The sequence below is a fragment of the Microbacterium sp. genome (genome assembly GCF_032084865.1).
Taxonomy (GTDB): Bacteria; Actinomycetota; Actinomycetes; order Actinomycetales; family Microbacteriaceae; genus Microbacterium.
In genome coordinates, this window is sequence record NZ_DAMDLU010000019.1 from 1 (window position 1) to 21141 (window position 21141).

Annotated in this window: 22 protein-coding genes; 11 read left to right on the forward strand and 11 right to left on the reverse strand. The window is 68.9% G+C overall.

Going from position 1 to position 21141, the window contains the following annotated elements; genetic code table 11:
• Positions 1–116 precede the first annotated feature (116 nt).
• Positions 117–863, forward strand: a complete 747-nt coding sequence (locus tag RT309_RS03625; RefSeq protein ID WP_313355411.1) for an alpha/beta hydrolase — start codon at positions 117–119, stop codon at positions 861–863.
• Here RT309_RS03625 and RT309_RS03630 read toward each other — a convergent pair.
• Positions 823–1509, reverse strand: a complete 687-nt coding sequence (locus RT309_RS03630; RefSeq protein ID WP_313355413.1) for a helix-turn-helix domain-containing protein — start codon at positions 1507–1509, stop codon at positions 823–825. The two genes, RT309_RS03625 and RT309_RS03630, sit on opposite strands and share 41 nt — an antisense overlap.
• Positions 1510–1627: 118 nt before the next feature.
• Between RT309_RS03630 and RT309_RS03635 the strand changes: the two genes are divergently transcribed.
• Positions 1628–2842: a globin domain-containing protein gene (locus RT309_RS03635; RefSeq protein WP_313355415.1), complete on the forward strand. Its 1215-nt coding sequence runs from the start codon at positions 1628–1630 to the stop codon at positions 2840–2842.
• 52 nt (positions 2843–2894) lie between these two features.
• Here the strand turns inward: RT309_RS03635 and RT309_RS03640 are convergent, their stop codons facing one another.
• The 8 genes from RT309_RS03640 to RT309_RS03675 all read right to left on the reverse strand — a co-directional run bounded on the left by RT309_RS03640 (position 2895) and on the right by RT309_RS03675 (position 12342).
• A complete protein-coding gene (locus RT309_RS03640) occupies positions 2895–3980 on the reverse strand; it encodes an adenosine deaminase (protein WP_313355417.1) in 1086 nt (361 codons plus the stop codon).
• 16 nt (positions 3981–3996) lie between these two features.
• Positions 3997–5328 (reverse strand): thymidine phosphorylase, encoded by a 1332-nt coding sequence (locus RT309_RS03645; protein WP_313355418.1) that lies wholly within the window; start codon positions 5326–5328, stop codon positions 3997–3999.
• The gene (locus RT309_RS03650) at positions 5325–5723 is read right to left on the reverse strand and encodes a cytidine deaminase (protein ID WP_313355420.1); all 399 of its coding nucleotides are present in this window, start codon (positions 5721–5723) and stop codon (positions 5325–5327) included. Before RT309_RS03650 ends, RT309_RS03645 begins: the two co-directional genes overlap by 4 nt.
• 8 nt (positions 5724–5731) lie before the next feature.
• Positions 5732–7024: an ABC transporter permease gene (locus RT309_RS03655; RefSeq protein ID WP_313355421.1), complete on the reverse strand. Its 1293-nt coding sequence runs from the start codon at positions 7022–7024 to the stop codon at positions 5732–5734.
• On the reverse strand, positions 7021–8322 hold the full coding sequence (locus tag RT309_RS03660; RefSeq protein WP_313355423.1) for an ABC transporter permease: 1302 nt from the start codon (positions 8320–8322) through the stop codon (positions 7021–7023). The genes RT309_RS03655 and RT309_RS03660 overlap by 4 nt, the downstream gene beginning before the upstream one ends.
• Positions 8319–9872, reverse strand: coding sequence for an ABC transporter ATP-binding protein (locus tag RT309_RS03665; protein ID WP_313355425.1), 1554 nt, complete (start codon positions 9870–9872; stop codon positions 8319–8321). The genes RT309_RS03660 and RT309_RS03665 overlap by 4 nt, the downstream gene beginning before the upstream one ends.
• A gap of 105 nt (positions 9873–9977) precedes the next feature.
• Positions 9978–11075 (reverse strand): BMP family ABC transporter substrate-binding protein, encoded by a 1098-nt coding sequence (locus RT309_RS03670; RefSeq protein ID WP_313355427.1) that lies wholly within the window; start codon positions 11073–11075, stop codon positions 9978–9980.
• Positions 11076–11229: 154 nt separating this feature from the next.
• A complete protein-coding gene (locus RT309_RS03675; RefSeq protein ID WP_313355429.1) occupies positions 11230–12342 on the reverse strand; it encodes a mannose-1-phosphate guanylyltransferase in 1113 nt (370 codons plus the stop codon).
• Positions 12343–12456: 114 nt separating this feature from the next.
• Between RT309_RS03675 and sdhC the strand changes: the two genes are divergently transcribed.
• The 8 genes from sdhC to RT309_RS03715 all read left to right on the forward strand — a co-directional run bounded on the left by sdhC (position 12457) and on the right by RT309_RS03715 (position 19480).
• Complete coding sequence (gene sdhC / locus RT309_RS03680; protein ID WP_313355431.1) at positions 12457–12924, forward strand: succinate dehydrogenase, cytochrome b556 subunit; 468 nt, start codon at positions 12457–12459, stop codon at positions 12922–12924.
• Positions 12924–13364, forward strand: a complete 441-nt coding sequence (locus RT309_RS03685; RefSeq protein ID WP_313355433.1) for a succinate dehydrogenase hydrophobic membrane anchor subunit — start codon at positions 12924–12926, stop codon at positions 13362–13364. The genes sdhC and RT309_RS03685 overlap by 1 nt, the downstream gene beginning before the upstream one ends.
• Before the next feature lie 17 nt (positions 13365–13381).
• Positions 13382–15187, forward strand: a complete 1806-nt coding sequence (sdhA, locus tag RT309_RS03690; protein ID WP_313355435.1) for a succinate dehydrogenase flavoprotein subunit — start codon at positions 13382–13384, stop codon at positions 15185–15187.
• A gap of 2 nt (positions 15188–15189) precedes the next feature.
• Positions 15190–15957 (forward strand): succinate dehydrogenase iron-sulfur subunit, encoded by a 768-nt coding sequence (locus RT309_RS03695; protein ID WP_313355437.1) that lies wholly within the window; start codon positions 15190–15192, stop codon positions 15955–15957.
• 14 nt (positions 15958–15971) lie between these two features.
• Positions 15972–16958: a YihY/virulence factor BrkB family protein gene (locus tag RT309_RS03700; protein ID WP_313355439.1), complete on the forward strand. Its 987-nt coding sequence runs from the start codon at positions 15972–15974 to the stop codon at positions 16956–16958.
• Between the two features lie 10 nt (positions 16959–16968).
• Positions 16969–17862: an exodeoxyribonuclease III gene (locus RT309_RS03705; protein ID WP_313355441.1), complete on the forward strand. Its 894-nt coding sequence runs from the start codon at positions 16969–16971 to the stop codon at positions 17860–17862.
• A 62-nt stretch (positions 17863–17924) separates the two neighbouring features.
• Entirely contained in the window at positions 17925–18929 is a 1005-nt protein-coding gene (gene trpS / locus RT309_RS03710; RefSeq protein ID WP_313355442.1) for a tryptophan--tRNA ligase, read from the forward strand.
• A 113-nt stretch (positions 18930–19042) separates the two neighbouring features.
• The gene (locus tag RT309_RS03715; protein ID WP_313355444.1) at positions 19043–19480 is read left to right on the forward strand and encodes a hypothetical protein; all 438 of its coding nucleotides are present in this window, start codon (positions 19043–19045) and stop codon (positions 19478–19480) included.
• 38 nt (positions 19481–19518) lie between these two features.
• On the opposite strand, the gene pth is transcribed toward RT309_RS03715, so the two are convergent.
• Positions 19519–20097 (reverse strand): aminoacyl-tRNA hydrolase, encoded by a 579-nt coding sequence (gene pth / locus RT309_RS03720; RefSeq protein ID WP_313355446.1) that lies wholly within the window; start codon positions 20095–20097, stop codon positions 19519–19521.
• Between the two features lie 74 nt (positions 20098–20171).
• A complete protein-coding gene (locus RT309_RS03725) occupies positions 20172–20780 on the reverse strand; it encodes a 50S ribosomal protein L25/general stress protein Ctc (RefSeq protein WP_313355448.1) in 609 nt (202 codons plus the stop codon).
• A 213-nt stretch (positions 20781–20993) separates the two neighbouring features.
• On the opposite strand from RT309_RS03725, the gene RT309_RS03730 reads away from it, so the two are divergent.
• A complete protein-coding gene (locus RT309_RS03730) occupies positions 20994–21119 on the forward strand; it encodes a hypothetical protein (protein WP_313355450.1) in 126 nt (41 codons plus the stop codon).
• The last annotated feature ends 22 nt before the right edge of the window (positions 21120–21141 follow it).

The following is a 21141-nucleotide window of genomic DNA, read 5'->3' on the forward strand; positions in this document are numbered from 1 at the left end:
GTGATGCTGCTGTGCGCCTGGGCGGGCACGCTCGTGATGCTCGGGCGTGCCACGGCCTCCCTGCTCACCTGACCCCGGGGTGCCGAGCGAGCGTGCCGCGCAGATAGCCTGGACGCATGCCCGTCACGCGCGCGAAGCGCATCCTCTCGCGGATCCTGTTGTCGCTGGCGGCCCTGCTCGTGCTGACCCTCGGCGGAACGCTGGTCTGGACGCAGGTCGGAGTGATGTCGGCCGAACCCGGTCCGCTCGCGCACGCGGAGGCGAACCCCGCGCTCACGATCGAGTCTGCGCCCGAGGGCATCGTGCTCTCCCCCGCCGACGGTGACGCGGACGTCGGCCTCGTGTTCATCCCGGGGGCGAAGGTGCAGCCGGAGGGCTACATCGCGACGCTGCAGGATCTCGCCGCCGAAGACGGCATCACGGTCGTCATCACCCGCCCCTGGCTGAACCTCGCGTTCTTCGATCCGCGTGGGCTCGACGCGTTCACCTCCGCGGCGCCCGACGTGGATTCGTGGATGGTGAGCGGGCACTCCCTGGGCGGAGTGCGCGCCTGCCAGCTGGCACCGGACGCCGATGCCCTGGTGCTGTTCGCCTCGTACTGCGCGACCGACCTGTCGGACTACCGGATGCCCGTGCTGAGCGTGTCGGGAAGCGAGGACGGCCTGTCGACGCCGCAGAAGGTCGCGGATGCCCGGGATCTGCTTCCGGCCGACGCCCGGCTCGTCGAGATCGACGGCGCCTCGCACGCGTCGTTCGGCGCCTACGGCCCTCAGGGGGGCGACGGAGAGCCCACGGTCTCCGACCAGGCCGTGCGCGCCCGGATCACCGAGCTGATCGGGACTCTGGCGGCGGAGGTGCGCTGACCGGATCGGATGCGGTTCGCCCGCGGTGCTCCCCGCGGCGCAGCAGGAGGGCACAGGTGTCGGCGGTGACGAACGGCTCGAGTCGCTCGACCTCGAGCGGACCGTCGACCTGGGCGAGCGTGTCGCGCACCAGGCGCGCGTGGGCGCCGCAGACCGTCGCCTGGTCCTGTGCGATCATCCCCCGGTAGCGGCACGGCATCATCTCGAAGCGCAGTGCCGGCTCGTCGAGGACGGGACTGAGGCCGGCATCATCGAGGTGCTCGTACAGCACGTCCAGCTGCGTTTCAGCCTCGGTGTCGCCCCTCAGGGCGGCATCCGCGGGCGTCGGCGGCATCACCGCACGCAGCAGCGCACCGCGCCGCCGGGCACCGTCGACACGGCGCCGCGCCGCGGGATTCGAATCCGCCTCGCGCACCGGGTGGTACGCGATCGGCGGTCGGCCCCTGCTGCCCACGTGCAGTCGCTCCTCGCGCACGAGGCCCTCCTGCACCAGCACGCGCAGGTGATCCCGCGCGGTGTTGAGCGGCATCCCGCACCGCTCCGCGAGTTCCGCCACGCGCATGCCGGGATGGCTCTGCACGGCGCGCAGCAGCCGCAGCCGACTCGGCTGCGTCAGACCGCGGTAATCGTCGACACGGCGTGGCACCCCTTCACGTTACGCCGGCTCGGGCTGCGGCGCACCGAATAGAACCGGTGAAAACCGCATCCCTCCAGCGGCACCCGCACGCAGACTCGAGGAGACGCAGACCCACGAAAGGAACGTCATGAAGCTCTCGCCCGAGTCCGAAGCAGTCGTCGCGGCCACCGCCGGCGTCGTCGCCGAGCACGCCGAGCAGATCACGAAGGTGTTCTACCCCGCCATGTTCGCCGCGCACCCCGAACTGCTGCGGGTGTTCAACCGCGCCAACCAGGCGATCGGCGAGCAGCCGAAGGCGCTCGCCGCCTCGGTGGTCGTCTTCGCCGTGCAGCTGATCGATCCGCACGCCCCCGACTTCACTCCGGTGATGCGCCGGATCGCCCACAAGCACGTCTCGCTGGGGATCCGCGCCGGCGAATACACCATCGTCGGCCGTCATCTGCTCGACGCCGTGGGCACCGTGCTCGGCGACGCGGTCACCCCCGCGGTGCGGTCGGCGTGGGACGAGGTGTACTGGCTGTTCGCCACCGCGCTGATCGCCGAAGAGGCGCGCCTGTACGCCGAATCGGGCACCGACCCCGAGAACCCGTGGCGCGGTTACCGGGTGGTGGAGCGCTTCGAGGAGTCGGACGACATCTTCTCGCTGCTGCTCGCACCGGTCGACGGACTCATCCCCTCGCACCGCACCGGGCAGTACGTGGCCATCGCCGTTGATCTGCCCGACGGCAGCCGGCAGCCGCGTCAGTACACGATCTCGTCCGGCCCGCGCGGCGACTCCATCCGGGTGACCATCAAGCGGGTGCACGGAGTGGGCGGGGCGCCCGACGGGCAGGTCTCGACGTGGCTGTGGCAGCACGCGCAGCCCGGCACCATGCTCGACGTCTCGCAGCCCGCCGGCGACGTCGTGCTCGACGACGAGGATCACCCTCTCGTGCTCGTCTCGGCGGGCATCGGCATCACGCCGGTCGCCGCCATCATGGAAGACCTCTCCCGCCGCCAGCCTGCGCGCACCGTGCGGCTGTTCCACGCCGATCGCGCACACGACACGCATGCGCTGTACTCCTCGCTGCGCCGCCAGGTGCTGGCGATGCCGGATGCCAGGGCGCAGAACTGGTACGAGCAGGATGCCGTCGGCGCGCCGACCCTGTACCCGGCACGCGAGGGATTCATGGACCTCAGCGAGGTCGACCTGCCCGAGCGCGCCTCGGTGTTCATGTGCGGACCGCTGCCGTTCATGCAGGCCATGCGCCGCACCCTGATCGGGCGCGGGGTGCCGGCCGACCGCATCCACTACGAGGTGTTCGGCCCCGACCTGTGGGCGCAGAATCCGGAAGCCGCCTGAGCGCCAGGGTGCCGACCCGTCACCCTGGGTGACGGGTCGTTCGCCGGGGGCTTCAGCGCTCGAAGCCCTCGGCGATCATCTCGACGAGCTCCTCGCGCTCTTCGACCGGCAGGAACGCGGCGGACGCCGCGTTGAACTGGAACGCCTCGAGGTCGTCGAGATCGTACCCGAAGGCGTCGACCAGCAGAGAGAGCTCGCGCGTCAACGACGTGCCGCTCATGGTGCGGTTGTCGACGTTCACGGTGACCGAGAAGCCGAGTTGGTAGAGCAGGTCGAACGGGTGATCGGCGAGCTCCTCGCCCCACTGCGCGATCGCGCCCGTCTGCAGGTTCGACGAGGGCGAGAGCTCGAGCGGGATCTCACGATCGCGCACCCACCGTGCCAGGTCGCCGAACTGCACCTGCACCTCGTCGCCTTCGCGTTCGATGATCTGCAGGTCCTCGGCGATGCGCACGCCGTGTCCGAGGCGCAGCGCGCGTCCGTCGATCAGGGCGGAGCGAATGGATGCAGGTCCCGCAGCCTCTCCGGCATGCACTGTGACGGGCAGGAACTCCGCAGCAAGGTAGTCGAAGGCGGCACGGTGCTCCGACGCGGGGAAGCCGTCCTCCGGCCCGGCGATGTCGAAACCGACGACGCCGTTCTCGCGATGGCGCACCGCGAGTTCGGCGATCTCCCGCACACGCGAGCCCTGACGCATGGCCGAGACGATCTGCCCGACCCGGATGCTGTGGCCGTCGGCATCCGCCTCGTCCTCGCCCTCCTCGATGCCGCGCTGCACGGCGCGCACCGCGTCGTCGAGACTGAGCCCGCCCGCGACGTGCTGCTCGGGCGCCCAGCGCACCTCACCGTAGATGACGCCGTCAGCCGCCAGGTCGGCGACGAACTCACGGGCGATGCGCGTGAGCGCCCGCTCGGACTGCATGACCGAGGTCACCAGGTCGAACGTCTTCAGATACTCCACCAGGGAACCGGCATCGCTCTGCTGCGCGATCCAGCGGCTCAGCCCCTTCGGGTCCTGCGCCGGTGCCTGGATGCCGCTCGCATCGGCGAGCTCCAGGATCGTCGCGGGGCGCACGCCGCCGTCGAGGTGATCGTGCAGCGAGATCTTGGGCAGAGCGCGCAGCTCGTCGATCTTCATGGTGGTCCTCCGGTTCTCAGGCGGTGATGCGCTCGCGCACGATGGGCTGTGCGGCGGGGGCCGCCGTCTGGTCGCCGATCTCGTAGGCGCCGTCCAGCGCTTCGAGAGCGCGGGCGAAGCGCCCCTCATCCTCGGCCGACAGCGTGAACAGCGGCTGCCCGGCGGTGACCTTCTCGCCGGGCTTCACCGCGAGATCGATGCCGGCGGCGAAGATCACCGGGTCCTCGGCGCGTGCGCGGCCGGCGCCGAGGCGCCACGCCGCGATGCCGAACGGCAGCGCGTCCATCCGGGTCACGACGCCGTCGCGGTCGGCGGTGACGACGTGCGTCTCGCGCGCGGTCGGCAGCGAGGCATCCGGATCGCCGTCCTGGGCGCGGATCATCGCCTTCCAGCTGTCCATCGCACGGCCGTCGTCGAGGGCGGCCTCGACATCGGCATCCGGCTGCCCCGCGAGCGAGAGCATCTCGCGGGCGAGGGCGAGCGTCAGCTCGCGCACGTCGGCAGGGCCGCCGCCGGCGAGGATCTCGACCGACTCGCGCACCTCGTTCGCGTTGCCGATCGCGAGTCCGAGCGGAACGTTCATGTCGGTCAGCAGCGCCGTGGTCGCCACGCCCGAGTCGGTGCCGAGCTCGACCATCGTGCGGGCCAGCTCACGCGCACGATCGATGTCCTGCATGAAGGCGCCGTTGCCGAACTTCACATCCAGCACGAGAGCGTCGGTGCCCTCGGCGATCTTCTTCGACATGATGCTCGAGGCGATCAGCGGGATCGCCTCGACCGTGCCGGTGACATCGCGCAGGGCGTAGAGCTTCTTGTCAGCTGGTGCGAGACCCGAGCCGGCGGCGCAGATCACGGCTCCGACATCGCTCTGCATCTGCGCGAACATCTCGTCGTTGCTGAGCGCTGCCCGCCACCCCGGGATGGATTCGAGTTTGTCGAGCGTGCCGCCGGTGTGGCCGAGGCCGCGGCCGCTGAGCTGCGGAACGGCGACACCGAACACGGCCACGAGCGGAGCCAGCGGCAGGGTGATCTTGTCGCCCACGCCGCCGGTAGAGTGCTTGTCGACCGTGCGCTTGCCGAGGCTGGCGAAGCTCATCCGCTCCCCCGACGCGATCATCGCGTCGGTCAGCACCCGGATCTCGTCGCGCTGCATGCCGCGCTGGAAGATCGCCATCGCGAACGACGCCATCTGCGCGTCGGAGACGTAGCCGCGGGTGTACGCGTCGACCATCCAACGCAGCGCATTCTCGGGCACCGAGCCGCCGTCGCGCTTGGCGCGGATGACGTCGATCGCGTCGAAGGGTTCGCCGGAGCCGCCGCCGGGTCCCTGAGCCTGTCGAAGGGTCATCGGGCATCCTCCAGATCGCGCGGGCCGAAGGCGTCGGGCAGCACCTCGTCGATGGTGCGGATGCCCGAGACCGTCTCGAGCAGCATCTCCGGGCTGGAGTGCTCGAAGAGCAGCTGACGGCAGCGGCCGCACGGCATGATCGTCTGCCCGTCGTTGTTCACGCACACGAAGGCGACCAGCCGACCGCCGCCGGACATGTGCAGGTCGCCGACGAGAGCGCACTCCGCGCACAAGCCGACGCCGTACGACGCGTTCTCGACGTTGCATCCCGCGACGATGCGTCCGTCGTCGACGAGGGCGGCCGCCCCCACCTTGTACCGCGAGTACGGTGCGTAGGCATTCTGCATCGCCTCGGTGGCGACCTGTCTCAGCTCGTCCCAATCGATGTCGGTCACGTGGTCTCCTAGGACTTGATGTACGGCTCGCCGTCGGCGGCCGGCGGGCGGGAGCGCCCGACCAGGCCGGCCACGGCGAAGATCGTCACGATGTACGGCAGCATGAGCATGAACTGGCTGGGCACCGGCGAGCCGATGACGCTGAGCACGCCCTGCAGGTTGGTGGCGAAGCCGAACAGCAGCGCGGCGAGCGTCGCGCGGATCGGATCCCATTTTCCGAAGATCACCGCGGCGAGGGCGATGAAGCCCGCGCCCGCCGTCATCTCCTGGTTGAACCGCGGCACCGACACGAGCGTGTAGAAGGCGCCGCCGAGGCCGGCGACGGCACCGCCGAGCAGCACCGCGCGGTAGCGGGTCGCGGCGACCTTGATGCCGACCGTGTCGGCCGCCTGCGGGTGCTCGCCCACGGCGCGCAGACGCAGACCCCAGCGGGTGCGGTACAGCCCGAACCAGACCAGCGCGACGACCGCGTACATCAGGTACACGATGAAGGACTGCTGGAACAGGATCGGTCCGATCAGCGGGATCTCGCTGAGCAGCGGGATGGGAACGACCGAGAAGGTGTCGGGGCTGTTCATGGTCTCGGTGTTCGGGGCGAGCACCTGACGGAACAGGAAGGTCGTGATGCCGATCACGAGCACGTTCAGCACCACACCGACGATGACCTGGTCGACGTAGTAGGTGATCGTGAACACGCCGAGCACGAGCGCGACGAGCACGCCGGCGAGCATGGCCGCGACGAGTCCGGCCCACGGAGTGCCGGCGAGCGACCCGGCGACGGCCGCGGTGAAGGCACCGGCGAGCATCTGCGCTTCGATCGCGATGTTCACCACACCCGCCCGCTCTCCGATCACGCCGCCGAGGGCGCCGAAGATCAGCGGGGTGGCGAGGGCGAGCGCACCGGCCAGCAGGCCGATCATCGGCAGCGTCGCGCCGGCGCCGGCCCAGGCGAGGAATCCGATCAGCAGCACGGCGACGTACACGACGATGAGCCAGAGCGGCAGCCGACGGTGCGCCATCACGGTCATCGCCGCGTAGCCGGTGCACAGCGCCAGCAGCACCACGGCGATCCACGCCGTGGGCGTCGCCGGCAGCAGCACGTCGGGCACGGCGATCGCGGCGTTCTGCTCGGCGAGCCGGAAGGTCGTCATACCCTCGCGCGGCACCAGCAGCGGCAGCAGGGCGAACAGCACGGTGAAGATGCCGAAGATGATCGGCGCCTTCCACGACACGACGGCGACGACGCGCGGCTGGTCGATGTCGCCCTGCGGCGCATCGTTCACGGGGGTGGTGAGGCTCATGCCGACACCTTCTTTCCTTCAGCCGGTTCGGCGCGGCGGGCGCGCGCCGCTTTCTTCGCGCGGCGCGAAGGCCGGCCGGGCTGCGGCAGCCCGAAGATCGCGCGCACCAGCGGGGGCGCGGCGATGAAGAGCACGATCAGCGACTGCACGACGAGGATGATCTCGACCGGGATGCCCTGCGAGGACTGCATCGTGAAACCGCCGGTCTTGAACGCGCCGAACAGCACACCGGCGAACAGGATGCCGATCGGCGACGAGCGCCCGAGCAGCGCCACCGTGATCGCGTCGAAGCCGATGCCCGCGTCGATGCCGCCGCTGAAGCCGCGCACCTCGGTGCCCAGCACCTGGCTGACACCGGCGATGCCGACGAGCGCGCCGGCGATGAGCATCACGACGAAGTACATGCGGCCCACGTCGATGCCGGCGACCCGCGCGGCGGACGGGTTCTCGCCCACGGCGCGGAAGCGGAAGCCGAGCGCGGAGCGCTCGAGCAGCCACCACGTGAACGCGACGGCGATCAGCGCGAGCAGGAAGCCGGCGTGCAGCTTGTACGAGGGCCCGAGCAGCTGCGGCAGCAACGCGGTCTCGGCCATCGGCGCCGTCTTCGGGTTGCTCGATCCCGGCGCCTGGAGAAGACCCTGCGTCGCCAGCATCCAGGCGAGCAGGTAGAACGCGATGTGGTTGAGCATGATCGTGGTGATCACCTCGTGCGCTCCGGTGCGTGCCTTCAGCAGGCCCGCGATACCCGCCCAGAGAGCGGCGGCGACCAGACCGGCGACGATCGCGACGATCAGGTGCAGTCCCATCGGCAGGTCCATCGCGGTGGCGACGTACCCGGCGGCGGCCGCGGCGAGCAGCATCTGCCCCTGACCGCCGATGTTGAACAGGCCGGCGCGGAACGCGAGTCCCACACCGAGACCGGCCGCGATCAGCGGGGTCGCGAACTTCAGCGTCTCGGTGAGCGGACGGATTCCCTTCTCGAACGTGTCGGCGTTGAAGTTGTAGATCGCGCCGCGGAACAATGCCGCGTACGCACCGGTCACGGCCTCCCAGATCGCGGCGAAGGTGTCGCCGGGCTGCGCGAAGAAGTATCCCGACGCGGCCTGCACCTCCTCGTTCGTGGCGGCGATCATGATCGAGCCGACGATCACCGCGAGCACCACCGCCAGCAGCGAGATGATGCCGTTGCCGGTGACGATCGCCTGCAGGGTCGTCTGCCAGCGTGACGGGGCGATCTTCGTCTCGGGCTCGGCGAGCGGTGCTGACCGCTGCGGCGCCGGTGCCTGGGTGTCGCTCACTTCGTCTCTCCGTTCGTGGCGGGGATCGGGCTCGCCGTCGTCGCGGCCTCGGTCTCGGACATGCCGGCCATCATCAGACCGAGCTTCTCGCGTGACGTGCTCCCGGGAACGATGCCCATGATGCGCCCGCGGTACATCACCAGGATGCGATCGGCGAGGGCTGCGACCTCGTCGAGCTCGGTGGAGATGACGATCACCGGCACGCCCGCATCGCGCGTCTCGATGACCCGCTTGTGGATGAACTCGATCGACCCGACGTCGACGCCGCGGGTCGGCTGGGCTGCCAGGAACAGCGCGAGGTCTCGGCTCAGCTCACGCGCGAGCACGACCTTCTGCTGGTTTCCGCCGGAGAGCCGTCCTGCCGCCTGCTGCGGGCCCTGGGTGCGGATGTCGAACTCGGCGATGCGATCGTGCGCGAAGTCGTGCAGCAGCGAGCGCTGCACGGTGCCGGCCTTCACGAACGGCGACCCGTGGGAGCGGTCGAGCATGAGGTTCTCGGCGATCGAGAACTCCTTCACCAGTCCGTCGATGCTGCGGTCCTCGGGGACGAAGCCGACACCGGCATCCAGGATCTGCCGCACCGAGCGGCCGACCAGCTCCTGACCGTCGAGACGGATGCTGCCGCTGACGTTGTCCTGCAGGCCGATGATCGCCTCGGTGAGCTCGGTCTGGCCGTTGCCCTGCACGCCGGCGATCGCGAGCACCTCGCCGCCGCGCACCTCGAAGGACGCGCGGTCCACGACGACGGTGCCGGCCGGGTCGGTGACGGTGAGGTCGGTCACAGTGAGACCGTTGTCACGTACGGCCGGTGCGCCCTTGTGCACGGTCAGTTCGACGGCACGGCCGACCATGAGCGAGGCGAGCTCCTCGTTCGAGGCGGTCGGCGACGCCTCGCCGACGACCTTGCCGAGGCGGATGACGGTGATGCGGTCGGCGACCTCGCGCACCTCGCGCAGTTTGTGGGTGATGAAGACGATCGAGGTGCCCTGCGCCTTGAGCTGACGCATGGTCGCCATCAGCTCGTCGGTCTCCTGCGGGGTGAGCACCGCCGTCGGCTCGTCGAACACCAGCACGCGCGCTTCGCGCGCGAGCGCCTTGATGATCTCGACGCGCTGCTGCACACCGACCGGAAGGTCCTCGACGATCGCATCGGGGTCGACGTCGAAGCCGAAGCGATCGGAGATCTCGCGCACGCGGGCGCGCGCCGCGTTCAGGTCGAGCCGTCCACCGAAGGTGGTCTGCTCGTGACCGAGCATGACGTTCTCGGCGACGGTGAAGACGGGGATCAGCATGAAGTGCTGATGCACCATGCCGATGCCTGCGGCCATCGCGTCGCCGGGTCCGGCGAAGTGCTGCACGACGTCGTCCAGCAGGATGTCGCCCTCGTCGGCCTGATAGAGGCCGTAGAGCACATTCATCAGGGTCGACTTGCCGGCGCCGTTCTCGCCGAGGAGGCAGTGGATCTCTCCGGCCTCGACGGTGAGGTCGATGTGGTCGTTGGCTGTCAGCGCGCCGAACCTCTTGGTGATGCCGCGCAGTTCAAGCTTCATGGTCTGATCCTATTCAGGCAGAAACGGGAACGCCGACTTCCGCCGGTTCCGATTCAGGCAGAAACGGGGAGGCCGGCATCCGCCGACCTCCCCGATCCAGGAGCCTTACTTGCTCAGGTACGAGGTGACCTCGACCTTGCCGTCGATGATGTCCTGCTGCAGCTGCTTGACCTCGTCCTGCAGCGCCGAGTCCACCTTGTCGGCGAAGTTGTGCAGATCGGCGATGCCGACGCCCTTGTTCTCGAGCGTGCCGATGTACGCCTCGGCGTCGAACTCGCCCTCACCGCTGGAGAGCACGGCCTCGTAGGTCGAGAGGTCCATGGCCTTCAGCACCGAGGTGAGCACCACATCGGCGGTGGACGGGTCGGTCTCGAACAGGTCGGCGTCCGCGCCGATCAGGGCGATGTCCTTGCCGGACTCCTTGATCGCCTGCTGCGCCGACTGGTAGATCGGGCCGCCGACCGGGAGGATCACGTCGACGCCCTGGTTGAGGATGTTGACCGCGACCTGCTTGGCGTCGGGGTTCGCCTCGAAGCCACCCGTGAACGAGCCGGTCTTGCCGTCCCAGCCGACGACCTGGACGTCCTTGCCCTTGACCTCGTTGTAGTGGTCGACGCCCTGCTTGAAGCCGTCCATGAAGATGGTGACGGTCGGGAACTCCATGCCGCCGAAGGTGCCGACCTTGCCGGTCTTCGAGTAGCCGGCCGACAGGTAGCCCGCGAGGAACGCGGCCTCAGCCGTGTTGTACAGCAGCGGCTTGACGTTCTCGGCGTCCTTCTTGCCGTCGAAGTCGTTGTCGGCGGCGTCGTCGACGAGGATGAAGTCGATGTCCTCGTTCGCGGTGGCCGCCTCGACGGTCGCCTGCGACAGCGCGAAGCCGACGGCGACGATCGCGTTGCAGCCCTCGTCGACGAGGTTGGTGACGTTGGGGCCGTACTCGGTCTCGGCGTTCGACTGAACATCCTTGAGCTTGACGCCCAGCTCGTCAGCGGCCTTCTTGGCGCCCTCGAACGAGAGCTGGTTGAACGACTTGTCGTCGAAGCCGCCCATGTCGGAGACGATGCAGGGCAGGAAGTCGGACTCGGTCTTGCCCCCGCTGGCGCCTGGCTTGTCTGTGGGCGCCTGGCCGCACGCGGCGAGACTCAGGACGACGCCGGCGGCAACGGTGACGCCGAGCAGCTTCTTGGTGATGGAGATGGACACTCATGCCTCCCGGGTGATCTCCGCGGACATCGCGGATCGCTCGAGGTTACCCAGTGTTACGCGCGTGACGCACGTGATGCTCAGAAGTGCTGGCGAAAGGTTACAAACCTGCAATGATGACCGCCCTGCAGCATGGCCATCTGCGACAGCGCTGTCAGAGCACGTCGCCCCGGCCGGTGAGCTTCAGCGACTCGACCACGCCCTTGACCCGCTGCGCGTGCTCGACCGTGGTCACCAGCAGCGCGTCGTCGGTGTCGACCACGACGATGTCCTGCACCCCGACCAGGCTGATCACGCGCGAGGTCTGCGACACGAGGATGCCGCTGGCGGCATCCGAGAGCACGCGCGCCCTCGGGCCGAGCACCGCAAGGTCGTTCTTGCGACCGTTCGTGATGAGCTTCGTGAGCGACGCGAAGTCGCCGACGTCGTCCCAGTCGAAGTGCCCCGGCACCACGGCCAGACGTCCGCGCTCGGCGGCAGGCTCCGCCACGGCGTAGTCGATGGCGATCTTCTTCAGCTTCGGCCAGATGCGGTCGACCGCCGGGCCCCGCCTGTCGCGGTCGTCCCAGGCCTCGGCGAGTTCCATGAGCCCCGCGTGCAGCTCAGGTTCGTTGATCCGCAGCTCGTCGAGCAGCACGCTCGCCTTGGCGATGAACATGCCCGCGTTCCAGAGGTGCTCGCGGTCGGCGACATACGCCTTCGCCGTCTCGAGGTCGGGCTTCTCGACGAAGCGCTCCACGAGAGCCGCCTCGCGGGCCCCGTCGACGACGAGCTCCTCCCCCTTCTTGATGTAGCCGAAGCCGATGGCGGGCTCGGTCGGACTGATCCCGATCGTGCAGATGTAGCCCTCCCGCGCGACCTCGACGGCGTCGCGGACGGCGAACTCGAAGACGCGCGTGCCGCGGATCACGTGGTCGGCGCTGAACGATCCGATGATCACGTCGGGGTCGCGACGATGCAGGATCGCGGCGGCCAGCCCGATCGCCGCCGCCGACTCGCGCGGCTCCGATTCGAGGAAGACGTTGGCGTCCGGGATGCCGGGCAGCTGGGCCTCCACGGCGGCGCGATGCGCGCGCCCCGTGACGACGGCGATGCGATCCGCTCCGGCGAGGGGCTCCAGGCGATCCCACGTGTCGCGCAGCAGCGAGTGCCCCGAGCCGGTGAGGTCGTGGAGGAACTTCGGGGCATCCGCCCGCGACAGCGGCCACAGCCGGCTGCCGATGCCGCCGGCCGGGATGACAGCGTAGAAGTCGTCGATTCGCGCCATGCGTCACACCTTAGCCGGGGTGTCCCCCACCGACCCCGGCCGATAAGGGTGCCCTTCGTCGCCTTCAGCCTTCTGACAGGAATAGGATGAGTGAGGTCGGGCGTGCCCGGATGCATGCACGACGTCTCATCGATCAGGGAGGACGACGTGTCCACGAGCACACGCTTGACACCGTCGGTTTCGGAGACCACATCGAGGTCTCCACGCGGCACACTGTATCGGGGCCGTGAAGGCATGTGGTCGTGGGTGCTGCACCGCATCACGGGCGTCGCGATCTTCTTCTTCCTGCTGGTGCACGTCCTCGACACGGCGCTCATCCGCGTGTCGCCCGAGGCCTACGACGTCGTCATCGGCGCGTACAAGAACCCGATCATGGCGATCGGCGAGGTGGTGCTCGTCGCCGGCATCGCTTTCCACGCGATGAACGGACTGCGCATCATCGTCGTCGACTTCTGGTCGAAGGGCGCGCAGTACCAGCGTCAGCTGTTTTGGATCGTCCTCGGCGTCTGGGCCGTGATCATGGCGGGCTTCGTGCCGCGTCACCTCGTCCTCGCGTTCGCCGGATTCGGAGGGGGCAACTGATGTCCGCCCAGACCATCGCACCCGCCCGTCGCCAGCGCGGCGTCAACCTCGAGAAGTGGGGCTGGCTGTTCATGCGCGGCTCCGGCGTGCTGCTCGTCGTGCTCATCTTCGGACACCTGTTCGTCAACCTCATGGTCGGCGAGGGCATCCACGCGGTCGACTTCGCCTTCGTCGCCGGGAAGTACGCCACGCCGTTCTGGCAGTGGTGGGACGTACTGATGCTGTGGCTCGCGCTCATCCACGGCTCCAACGGCATGCGCACGATCGTCAACGACTACGTCACCCACGAGAAGGCCCGCACGGCTCTCGTCTGGGCGCTGGGCCTGGCGGCGGCGCTCCTCATCATCCTGGGCACCCTCGTGGTGTTCACGTTCGACCCCTGCGCGGGCGTCCTGGCGGACGGCTCGATGTGGGAGACCTGCCAGGCACTGGGCAAGTAAGCGAAGAAGGCAGATCATTGACTACGCAGACCTCTGACTCCGTCGTGCGCGACGGCGTGCACTACCACCAGTTCGACATCGTCATCGTGGGCGCCGGCGGCGCCGGCATGCGCGCGGCCATCGAGGCCGGTCCCGGCGCGAAGACCGCCGTGATCACGAAGCTGTACCCCACGCGTTCGCACACCGGTGCGGCACAGGGCGGCATGGCTGCGGCCCTCGCGAACGTCGAGGACGACAACTGGGAGTGGCACACCTACGACACGGTCAAGGGCGGTGACTACCTCGTCGATCAGGATGCGGCGGAGATCCTCGCCAAAGAGGCCATCGACGCGGTCATCGACCTCGAGAACATGGGTCTGCCGTTCAACCGCACGCCCGACGGCAAGATCGATCAGCGTCGCTTCGGCGGTCACACCGCCGAGCACGGCAAGACTCCCGTCCGCCGCGCCTGCTACGCGGCGGACCGCACCGGTCACATGATCCTGCAGACGCTGTTCCAGAACTGCGTCAAGCTCGGCATCAACTTCTTCAACGAGTTCTACGTGCTCGACCTGATCACCGTGAAGGACGCCGCGGGCGCCACGCAGGTCGCGGGCGTCGTCGCATACGACCTCGCCACCGGCGACCTGCACGTGTTCCAGTCGAAGGCCGTGATCTTCGCGACCGGCGGCTTCGGCAAGATCTTCAAGACCACGTCGAACGCGCACACCCTCACGGGAGACGGCGTCGGCATCATCTGGCGCAAGGGGCTGCCGCTCGAGGACCTCGAGTTCTTCCAGTTCCACCCGACAGGCCTGGCCGGCCTCGGCATCCTCCTCACCGAGGGTGCGCGCGGCGAGGGAGCCATCCTGCGCAACGCCTCGGGTGAGCGCTTCATGGAGCGCTACGCGCCCACCATCAAGGACCTCGCACCGCGCGACATCGTCGCCCGCAGCATGGTGCAGGAGGTGCTCGACGGTCGCGGTGCCGGCCCGCACAAGGACTACGTGCTGCTGGACTGCACGCACCTGGGCGCCGAGGTGCTCGAGACCAAGCTGCCCGACATCACCGAGTTCGCCCGCACCTATCTGGGCGTCGACCCGGTCGTCGAGCCCGTGCCGGTGATGCCGACCGCGCACTACGCGATGGGCGGCATCCCGACCAACAACGATGCCGAGGTGCTCTCCGACAACTCGACCGTGGTCCCCGGCCTGTACGCCGCGGGCGAGTGCGCGTGCGTCTCGGTGCACGGCTCGAACCGCCTGGGCACCAACTCGCTGCTCGACATCAACGTGTTCGGCAAGCGCGCCGGACGCAACGCCGTGGAGTACGTCAAGACCGCCGACTTCGTGCCGCTGCCGGAGAACCCCGCCGCGTTCGTGAAGGACATGGTGGAGGGTCTGCGCAACAACCAGGGCACCGAGCGCATCGCCGTGCTGCGCAAGACGCTGCAGGACGAGATGGACAAGGGCGCCCAGGTGTTCCGCACCGAGGAGTCGCTGACCCACGTGCTCGGCGTCATCGAGGAGCTACGCGAGCGCTACAAGAACATCCACGTCGACGACAAGGGCAGGCGGTTCAACACCGACCTGCTCGAGGCTGTCGAGCTGGGCTTCCTGCTCGACATCGCCGAGGTCGTCGTCTACGCCGCACGCAACCGCAAGGAGAGCCGCGGCGGTCACATGCGCGACGACTTCCCGAAGCGCGACGACGAGAACTACATGAAGCACACGATGGCCTACCTCGTGGGCGACGCGCACTCGTCCGACGCCACCGACCACATCAAACTGGACTGGAAGCCCGTGGTCATCACGAACTACCAGCCCATGGAGAGGAAGTACTGATCATGACCGACGTCGTAGAGGCACACGCTGACGCCGCGAACGACTCGGGAGTGCAGTCCTTCCTGGTCACCTTCAACATCCGCCGCTTCGACCCCGAGGTCGACGAGGAGCCGCGCTGGGTCGACTACGACGTCGAGCTGTACGCGACCGACCGCGTGCTCGACGCGCTGCACAAGATCAAGTGGGAGGTCGACGGCTCGCTGTCGTTCCGCCGCTCGTGCGCCCACGGCATCTGCGGTTCGGATGCCATGCGCATCAACGGCCGCAACCGACTGGCCTGCAAGACGCTGATCAAGGACCTCGACATCTCGAAGCCGATCTACGTCGAGGCCATCAAGGGCCTTCCGCTCGAGAAGGACCTCATCGTCGACATGGAGCCGTTCTTCGCGTCCTACCGCGAGGTGCAGCCGTTCCTCATCGCGAACTCCACTCCCGAGAAGGGCAAGGAGCGCGTGCAGTCGATCACCGACCGGGCGATCTTCGACGACACCACCAAGTGCATCCTGTGCGCCGCGTGCACCTCGTCGTGCCCGATCTTCTGGACCGACGGGCAGTACTTCGGTCCCGCGGCGATCGTGAACGCGCACCGCTTCATCTTCGACTCGCGCGACGACGCGGGCGACGTGCGCCTCGACATCCTGAACGACAAGGAGGGCGTGTGGCGCTGCCGCACGACCTTCAACTGCACCGAGGCGTGCCCGCGCGGCATCGAGGTCACCAAGGCGATCGCCGAGGTCAAGCAGGCCGTCTTGCGCGGTGGCTCCCGCTGAGCGCAGCCAGCCCCATGCGCGCCCGACTGGATCGTTCAGCCGGGCGCGCTGCTGTGTGGGGGCGGCGGATCGCCGCCCTGTTCCCGGTGCGGGTGTGGCGGCACTTCCTGCGCCGCAACGGCTTCCTGCTGTCGGCGGGCATGGCGTATCAAGCCCTGTTCGCGCTGTTCGCGCTGCTCTACGTCGCGTTCGCGGGTGCCGGGCTCTGGGTCGGCGGCAGCGATGCGGCGGTCGACACGATGATCAAGATCGTGAACAGCTACATCCCCGGATTCATCGGAGCCGACGGAATCGTCGCACCGGATGCCGTACGAGAGGTGGCGATGTCCGCGACCGGCGCGTTCACCCTCACCGGAGTCATCGCCGCGGTCGTCGTCGTGTGGACGGGCATCGGCGCGGTCACTTTCACCCGTCGCGCAGTGCGCGGCATCTTCGGCCTGCCCTTCGACACCCGCAGCTACGTGCTGCTGAAGCTGCACGACGCGGCGGCCGCGCTCGTCTTCGGGGTGAGCCTGCTGCTCGGCGCCGCGATCAGCGTCGGCGGTGTGTGGGCGCTGCGCGCGCTGCTCGAACTGCTCGGGCAGGAGGTGCCCGGCACCACGGCCCGCACCCTCGTCTCGATCTCGTCGGCGCTGGTCGTGGTCGTCATCGACGTCGCGGCCATCGCCGCCCTGGTGCGCTTCCTCACCGGCACGGAGATCCGGTGGCGGCGGATCCTGCCCGGAGCCGTGCTGGGCGGCGTCGCCGTGGCCGTGCTGCAGCTCGGCGCCGGTCTGCTGGCGGCGCACACCCCGGGGAACCCGCTGCTGGCGACCTTCGCGGTGATGGTCGGGCTTCTGCTGTGGTGCCGCGTGATCGCCGCGGTGATCCTGCTGGCGGCATCCTGGATCGCCCTGAGCGCCGACGACCGCAACGAGCCGCTGCGCGACAGCGGAGCCCTGCCGCCGTTGCGAACGACTGCCGTGCGGCGGTCGCGTCGGGATGTCCGATCCCGTCGTTAGGCTGGATGCCATGCCCCACCTGCGTATCGCCTCTGTCAACGTCAACGGCGTCCGAGCCGCCGTCCGCAACGGGATGCACGCGTGGCTCGAGCAGGCCGACGTCGACATCCTCACGCTGCAGGAGGTGCGCGCCGACGACGAGCACCTCGCCGCGGCCTTCCCCGACTGGCAGATCGTGCACGACAAGGCCACCGCGAAGGGCCGGGCCGGCGTCGCCGTGCTCAGCCGCACCCCCGCTCTCGCCAGCCGCACCGCGCTCGGCGCCGACGACTTCGATTCCGCGGGCCGCTGGATCGAAGCCGACTTCGAGATCGGCGGGGCGTCGCTCACCGTCGTCAGCGCGTACGTGCACTCCGGCGAGGCCGACACCCCGAAGCAGGACGAGAAGTGGAAGTTCCTCGACGCGATGAGCGTGCGCATGGCGCAGCTCGGCGCCGACGACGCGCATGCGCTCGTCACCGGCGACCTCAACGTCGGCCACCGCCCGTTCGACATCCTGAACTGGAGGGGAAACGTGAAGAAGTCCGGCTTCCTCGCGCGCGAGCGGGCCTATTTCGATCGCTTCCTCGGCGCCGCAGGCGAGAGCGTGGTCGGCCAGGAGGGCGTCGGCCGGGGGATGGTGGGCCAGCTCAGCGACACCCGCTCGTTCGCGTCGGAGGGCGGCGGGCTGGGGCTCGGCTGGATCGACGTGGGCCGCGAACACCACGGCGAGGTTGCCGGGCCGTACACCTGGTGGTCGATGCGGGGCAAGGCGTTCGACAACGACAGCGGCTGGCGGATCGACTACCATCTCGCGACCCCGCCCCTGGCGGCCCGCGCCACCGGGTACTCGGTCGCCCGCGCCGCGACGTACGCGGAGCGCTGGAGTGATCACGCACCCGTGATCGTCGACTACACGTACTGACCCTTCGGCAGGCTCAGCGGCCTTCGGCAGGCTCCGGGGCGCAGGCCGCATAGGATTGCTTCGTGACCAAACCACGCCTCTACTCCGGAATGCAGCCCTCCGCCGACTCCCTCCAGGCCGGCAACTACATCGGGGCGCTCCTGCAGTGGCGTGACATGCAGAGCTCGTACGACGCGTTCTTCTCGGTGGTCGATCTGCACGCGATCACCGTGCCGCAGGACCCCAGCGAACTGCGCGAGAAGACCCGTCGCACGGCGGCGCAGTACATCGCCGCCGGCATCGAGCCGTCGAAGTCGACGCTGTACGTGCAGTCGCACGTGCGCGCGCACGCAGAACTCGCCTGGATCCTCAGCACGATCACCGGCTTCGGTGAGGCGGGCCGGATGACCCAGTTCAAAGACAAGTCCCAGCGCTACGGCCAGGACTCGACCTCCGTCGGCCTGTTCACCTATCCGGTGCTGATGGCCGCCGACATCCTGCTCTACCAGAGCGAGCTGGTGCCGGTGGGCGACGACCAGAAGCAGCATGTCGAGCTGACGCGCGATCTGGCCGAGCGGTTCAACAGCCGATTCGGCACGACCTTCACCGTGCCCACCCCGGTGATCCAGAAGGGCACCGCGCGCATCTACGATCTGCAGAACCCGACGTCGAAGATGTCGAAGTCGGCTGAGAGCGACGCCGGGGTGCTGTGGCTGCTCGACGACCCGGCGAAGTCGGCGAAGAAGATCATGCGCGCTGTCACCGACAACGAGGGCTCGGTGCGCTTCGACCGCGAGAACAAGCCCGGGGTGTCGAACCTGCTGACGATCTACGCCGCGCTCACCGGGCGTCAGGTGGGTTCGATCGAAGACGAGTACGCCGGACGCGGGTACGGCGATTTCAAGAAGGGGCTGGCTGAGGTCGTCGTCGACGAGTTCGGTTCCGTGCGCGAGCGCGCCAACGCCCTGCTCGACGACCCGGCCGAACTCGACAGGCTGCTGGCGGTGAACGCGGCCAAGGCCGATGAGGTCGCCGACGCCACCCTCGCCGACGTCTACGACCGCGTCGGACTGCTGCGCCGCGTCTGAGGAGCGAGATGACCGATCCCTTCGTCCCTCCCGGGCTGCCTCCCCAGGGGGTCCCTGCCCCCCAGGGCGTCCCGGTCCCCCAGGCGCCACCGCCCGGTGCGTATCGCGTGCCAGTGGGCGGATACCAGGCGCCGGTCGGCGGCTACTCGGCACCTCCCGCTCCGGCACCGTCGCGCGCCCTGGGTGCGATGTCGCTCGCGGCCGCTCTGATCGCCGCCCTCGTCACCCCCGTCGTGGCAGGCGTGCTCGCTCTGCAGATCGGACTCGCCGTCTCGGTGGACGATCTCGTCAACGGCAGCGGTGATTTCGTGATCGCGGCCCTCTCCCCCGTCCGCGTCGAGACGCTGTGGGCGGAGATCATGTTCTGGCTGGGCACCGCGCTCGGGTTGTTCGGGGTGATCGGCGGGATCGTCGCCGTGGCCCGCCGGCGTGGACGAGGGATGGGCATCGCCGCGATCGTGATCGCCCTGTTGGGCCCCGGGATCTTCTTCCTCGCCGTGACGCTCATGTACGGCATCGGCAACGGCATCGCCACCGATCCGCTGTTCTGACCCTCCGTACCGGTCTGCGTCGACCGGATGCGCGGGAATCAGCGCGAGTGGTGCCGCTGCTGCGCGGCCAGCAGCCCCTCGTCGACGAGCTGCTCCACAGCATCCGCCGCGTCCGAGATGAAGACGGGCAGCGTCTTCTGCTCGACCGGACCGAACGGCGCGAGCACCCAGTCCGCCGGGTCCTGTCGTCCTGGCGGGCGCCCGATGCCCGCACGCACGCGCAGGAAGTCAGGGCTGGTGAGGGTTCGCGCGATGTCGCGGACGCCGTTGTGCCCGCCGTGTCCTCCGCCGACCTTCATGCGGATGCTGTCGAACGGGATGTCGAGTTCGTCGTGCACGACGATCACGTTCTCGGGCGCCACCGAGTAGAACCGCGCCAGGGCAGCGACGGGGGTGCCGGAGACGTTCATGAACGAGTTGGGCTTGGCCAGCACGAGGCGATCTCCGCCGGGACGCACCCGGGTCTCGACGACGCGCGCACCCGCCTTGTGCTCCCGGAAACGCTCGCCACGACGGTCGGCGAGCTCGTCGACGACCATCTGCCCGATGTTGTGGCGGGTCGCCGCGTAGCGAGGGCCGGGGTTGCCGAGGCCGACGATCAGCCAGGTGGTGGTCATTCGAGTCCCTTTCCAGCGGAAATGACGGAGGGGACGCGATCAGCTCGCGCCCCCTCCATCGACATCTCAGCGGATCACTCCGCAGCGGCCTCCGCGGCGGGAGCCGAGGCGGCGGCCTCTTCAGCGCCCTCCTCGGCGACCTCAGCGGCCGGGAGGGAGACGGCGACGAGCAGCACGTCGGGCTCGTCGAGCAGCGCCGCGTCCTTGGGCAGCGTCACGTCGCCGGCGGTGATGTGCGAACCCTCTTCCAGACCCTCGACGCTGACCTCGAGGTGCTGGGGGATGTGGGTGGCCTCGACCTCGAGCTTGATCGTGGCGAGGTCGACGGTCACGATGGTGCCGCTGAACGACTCGCCGGTGACGATGATCGGCACCTCGACGACGACCTTCTCGCCCTTCTTCACGACGAGCAGGTCGATGTGCTCGATGATCTGGCGCACCGGGTCCTTCTGCACGTCCTTGACGAGCGCGAGCTGCGAGGTGCCGTCGATCTCGAGGTCGAGCAGCGCGTTGGCGCGGCGGATGATGAGCGACACCTGGTGGCCGGGCAGCGCGAGGTGCACGGGGTCGGTGCCGTGGCCGTAGATCACGGCGGGGATCTTGCCGGCGGCGCGCAGGCGGCGGGCGAAGCCCTTGCCGAAGTTCGTGCGGGTCTCGGCGACGACCTTGTTCTCGTCAGACATGTTGTTCTCCTTCAGGCACGCGGGACGGGGCCGCGCGATGGTCATGGTCTCGGAAGCCTCGGTGCGGACACGAAGAGGCGAGACGCTACGCGGCTGAGGGATTCAGCCGACCACCGGGCTCACGTCACCGCGTCGATCACGGATGCGCGCATTCACGCGCTCCCTCGCCGAGGAACTACTCCATGGTACCCGAAAGGTCGATAGGCTGTGGGCATGCTCGATGCCGCCTTCCTCTCGCATGTCACCCTCTGGATCATCGGCGCACTCGCGGTCTGCGGCGTCGTGTCGTCGTTCGCCGCCATGTTCGCGATGGGACGCTCGGGCTACCGCGAGGACTGACTCGGGCATCCGATCGGGTGAA

Excerpts from the sequence above, each read along its gene's own strand:
- RT309_RS03625 (WP_313355411.1), top strand. The coding sequence starts at position 117 with ATGCCCGTCACGCGCGCGAAGCGCATCCTCTCGCGGATCCTGTTGTCG.
- RT309_RS03635 (WP_313355415.1), top strand. The coding sequence starts at position 1,628 with ATGAAGCTCTCGCCCGAGTCCGAAGCAGTCGTCGCGGCCACCGCCGGC.
- RT309_RS03640 (WP_313355417.1), bottom strand. The coding sequence starts at position 3,980 with ATGAAGATCGACGAGCTGCGCGCTCTGCCCAAGATCTCGCTGCACGAT.
- RT309_RS03645 (WP_313355418.1), bottom strand. The coding sequence starts at position 5,328 with ATGACCCTTCGACAGGCTCAGGGACCCGGCGGCGGCTCCGGCGAACCC.
- RT309_RS03655 (WP_313355421.1), bottom strand. The coding sequence starts at position 7,024 with ATGAGCCTCACCACCCCCGTGAACGATGCGCCGCAGGGCGACATCGAC.
- RT309_RS03665 (WP_313355425.1), bottom strand. The coding sequence starts at position 9,872 with ATGAAGCTTGAACTGCGCGGCATCACCAAGAGGTTCGGCGCGCTGACA.
- RT309_RS03675 (WP_313355429.1), bottom strand. The coding sequence starts at position 12,342 with ATGGCGCGAATCGACGACTTCTACGCTGTCATCCCGGCCGGCGGCATC.
- sdhC (WP_313355431.1), top strand. The coding sequence starts at position 12,457 with ATGCACGACGTCTCATCGATCAGGGAGGACGACGTGTCCACGAGCACA.
- RT309_RS03685 (WP_313355433.1), top strand. The coding sequence starts at position 12,924 with ATGTCCGCCCAGACCATCGCACCCGCCCGTCGCCAGCGCGGCGTCAAC.
- RT309_RS03695 (WP_313355437.1), top strand. The coding sequence starts at position 15,190 with ATGACCGACGTCGTAGAGGCACACGCTGACGCCGCGAACGACTCGGGA.
- RT309_RS03700 (WP_313355439.1), top strand. The coding sequence starts at position 15,972 with ATGCGCGCCCGACTGGATCGTTCAGCCGGGCGCGCTGCTGTGTGGGGG.
- RT309_RS03705 (WP_313355441.1), top strand. The coding sequence starts at position 16,969 with ATGCCCCACCTGCGTATCGCCTCTGTCAACGTCAACGGCGTCCGAGCC.
- pth (WP_313355446.1), bottom strand. The coding sequence starts at position 20,097 with ATGACCACCACCTGGCTGATCGTCGGCCTCGGCAACCCCGGCCCTCGC.
- RT309_RS03725 (WP_313355448.1), bottom strand. The coding sequence starts at position 20,780 with ATGTCTGACGAGAACAAGGTCGTCGCCGAGACCCGCACGAACTTCGGC.
- RT309_RS03730 (WP_313355450.1), top strand. The coding sequence starts at position 20,994 with ATGCTCGATGCCGCCTTCCTCTCGCATGTCACCCTCTGGATCATCGGC.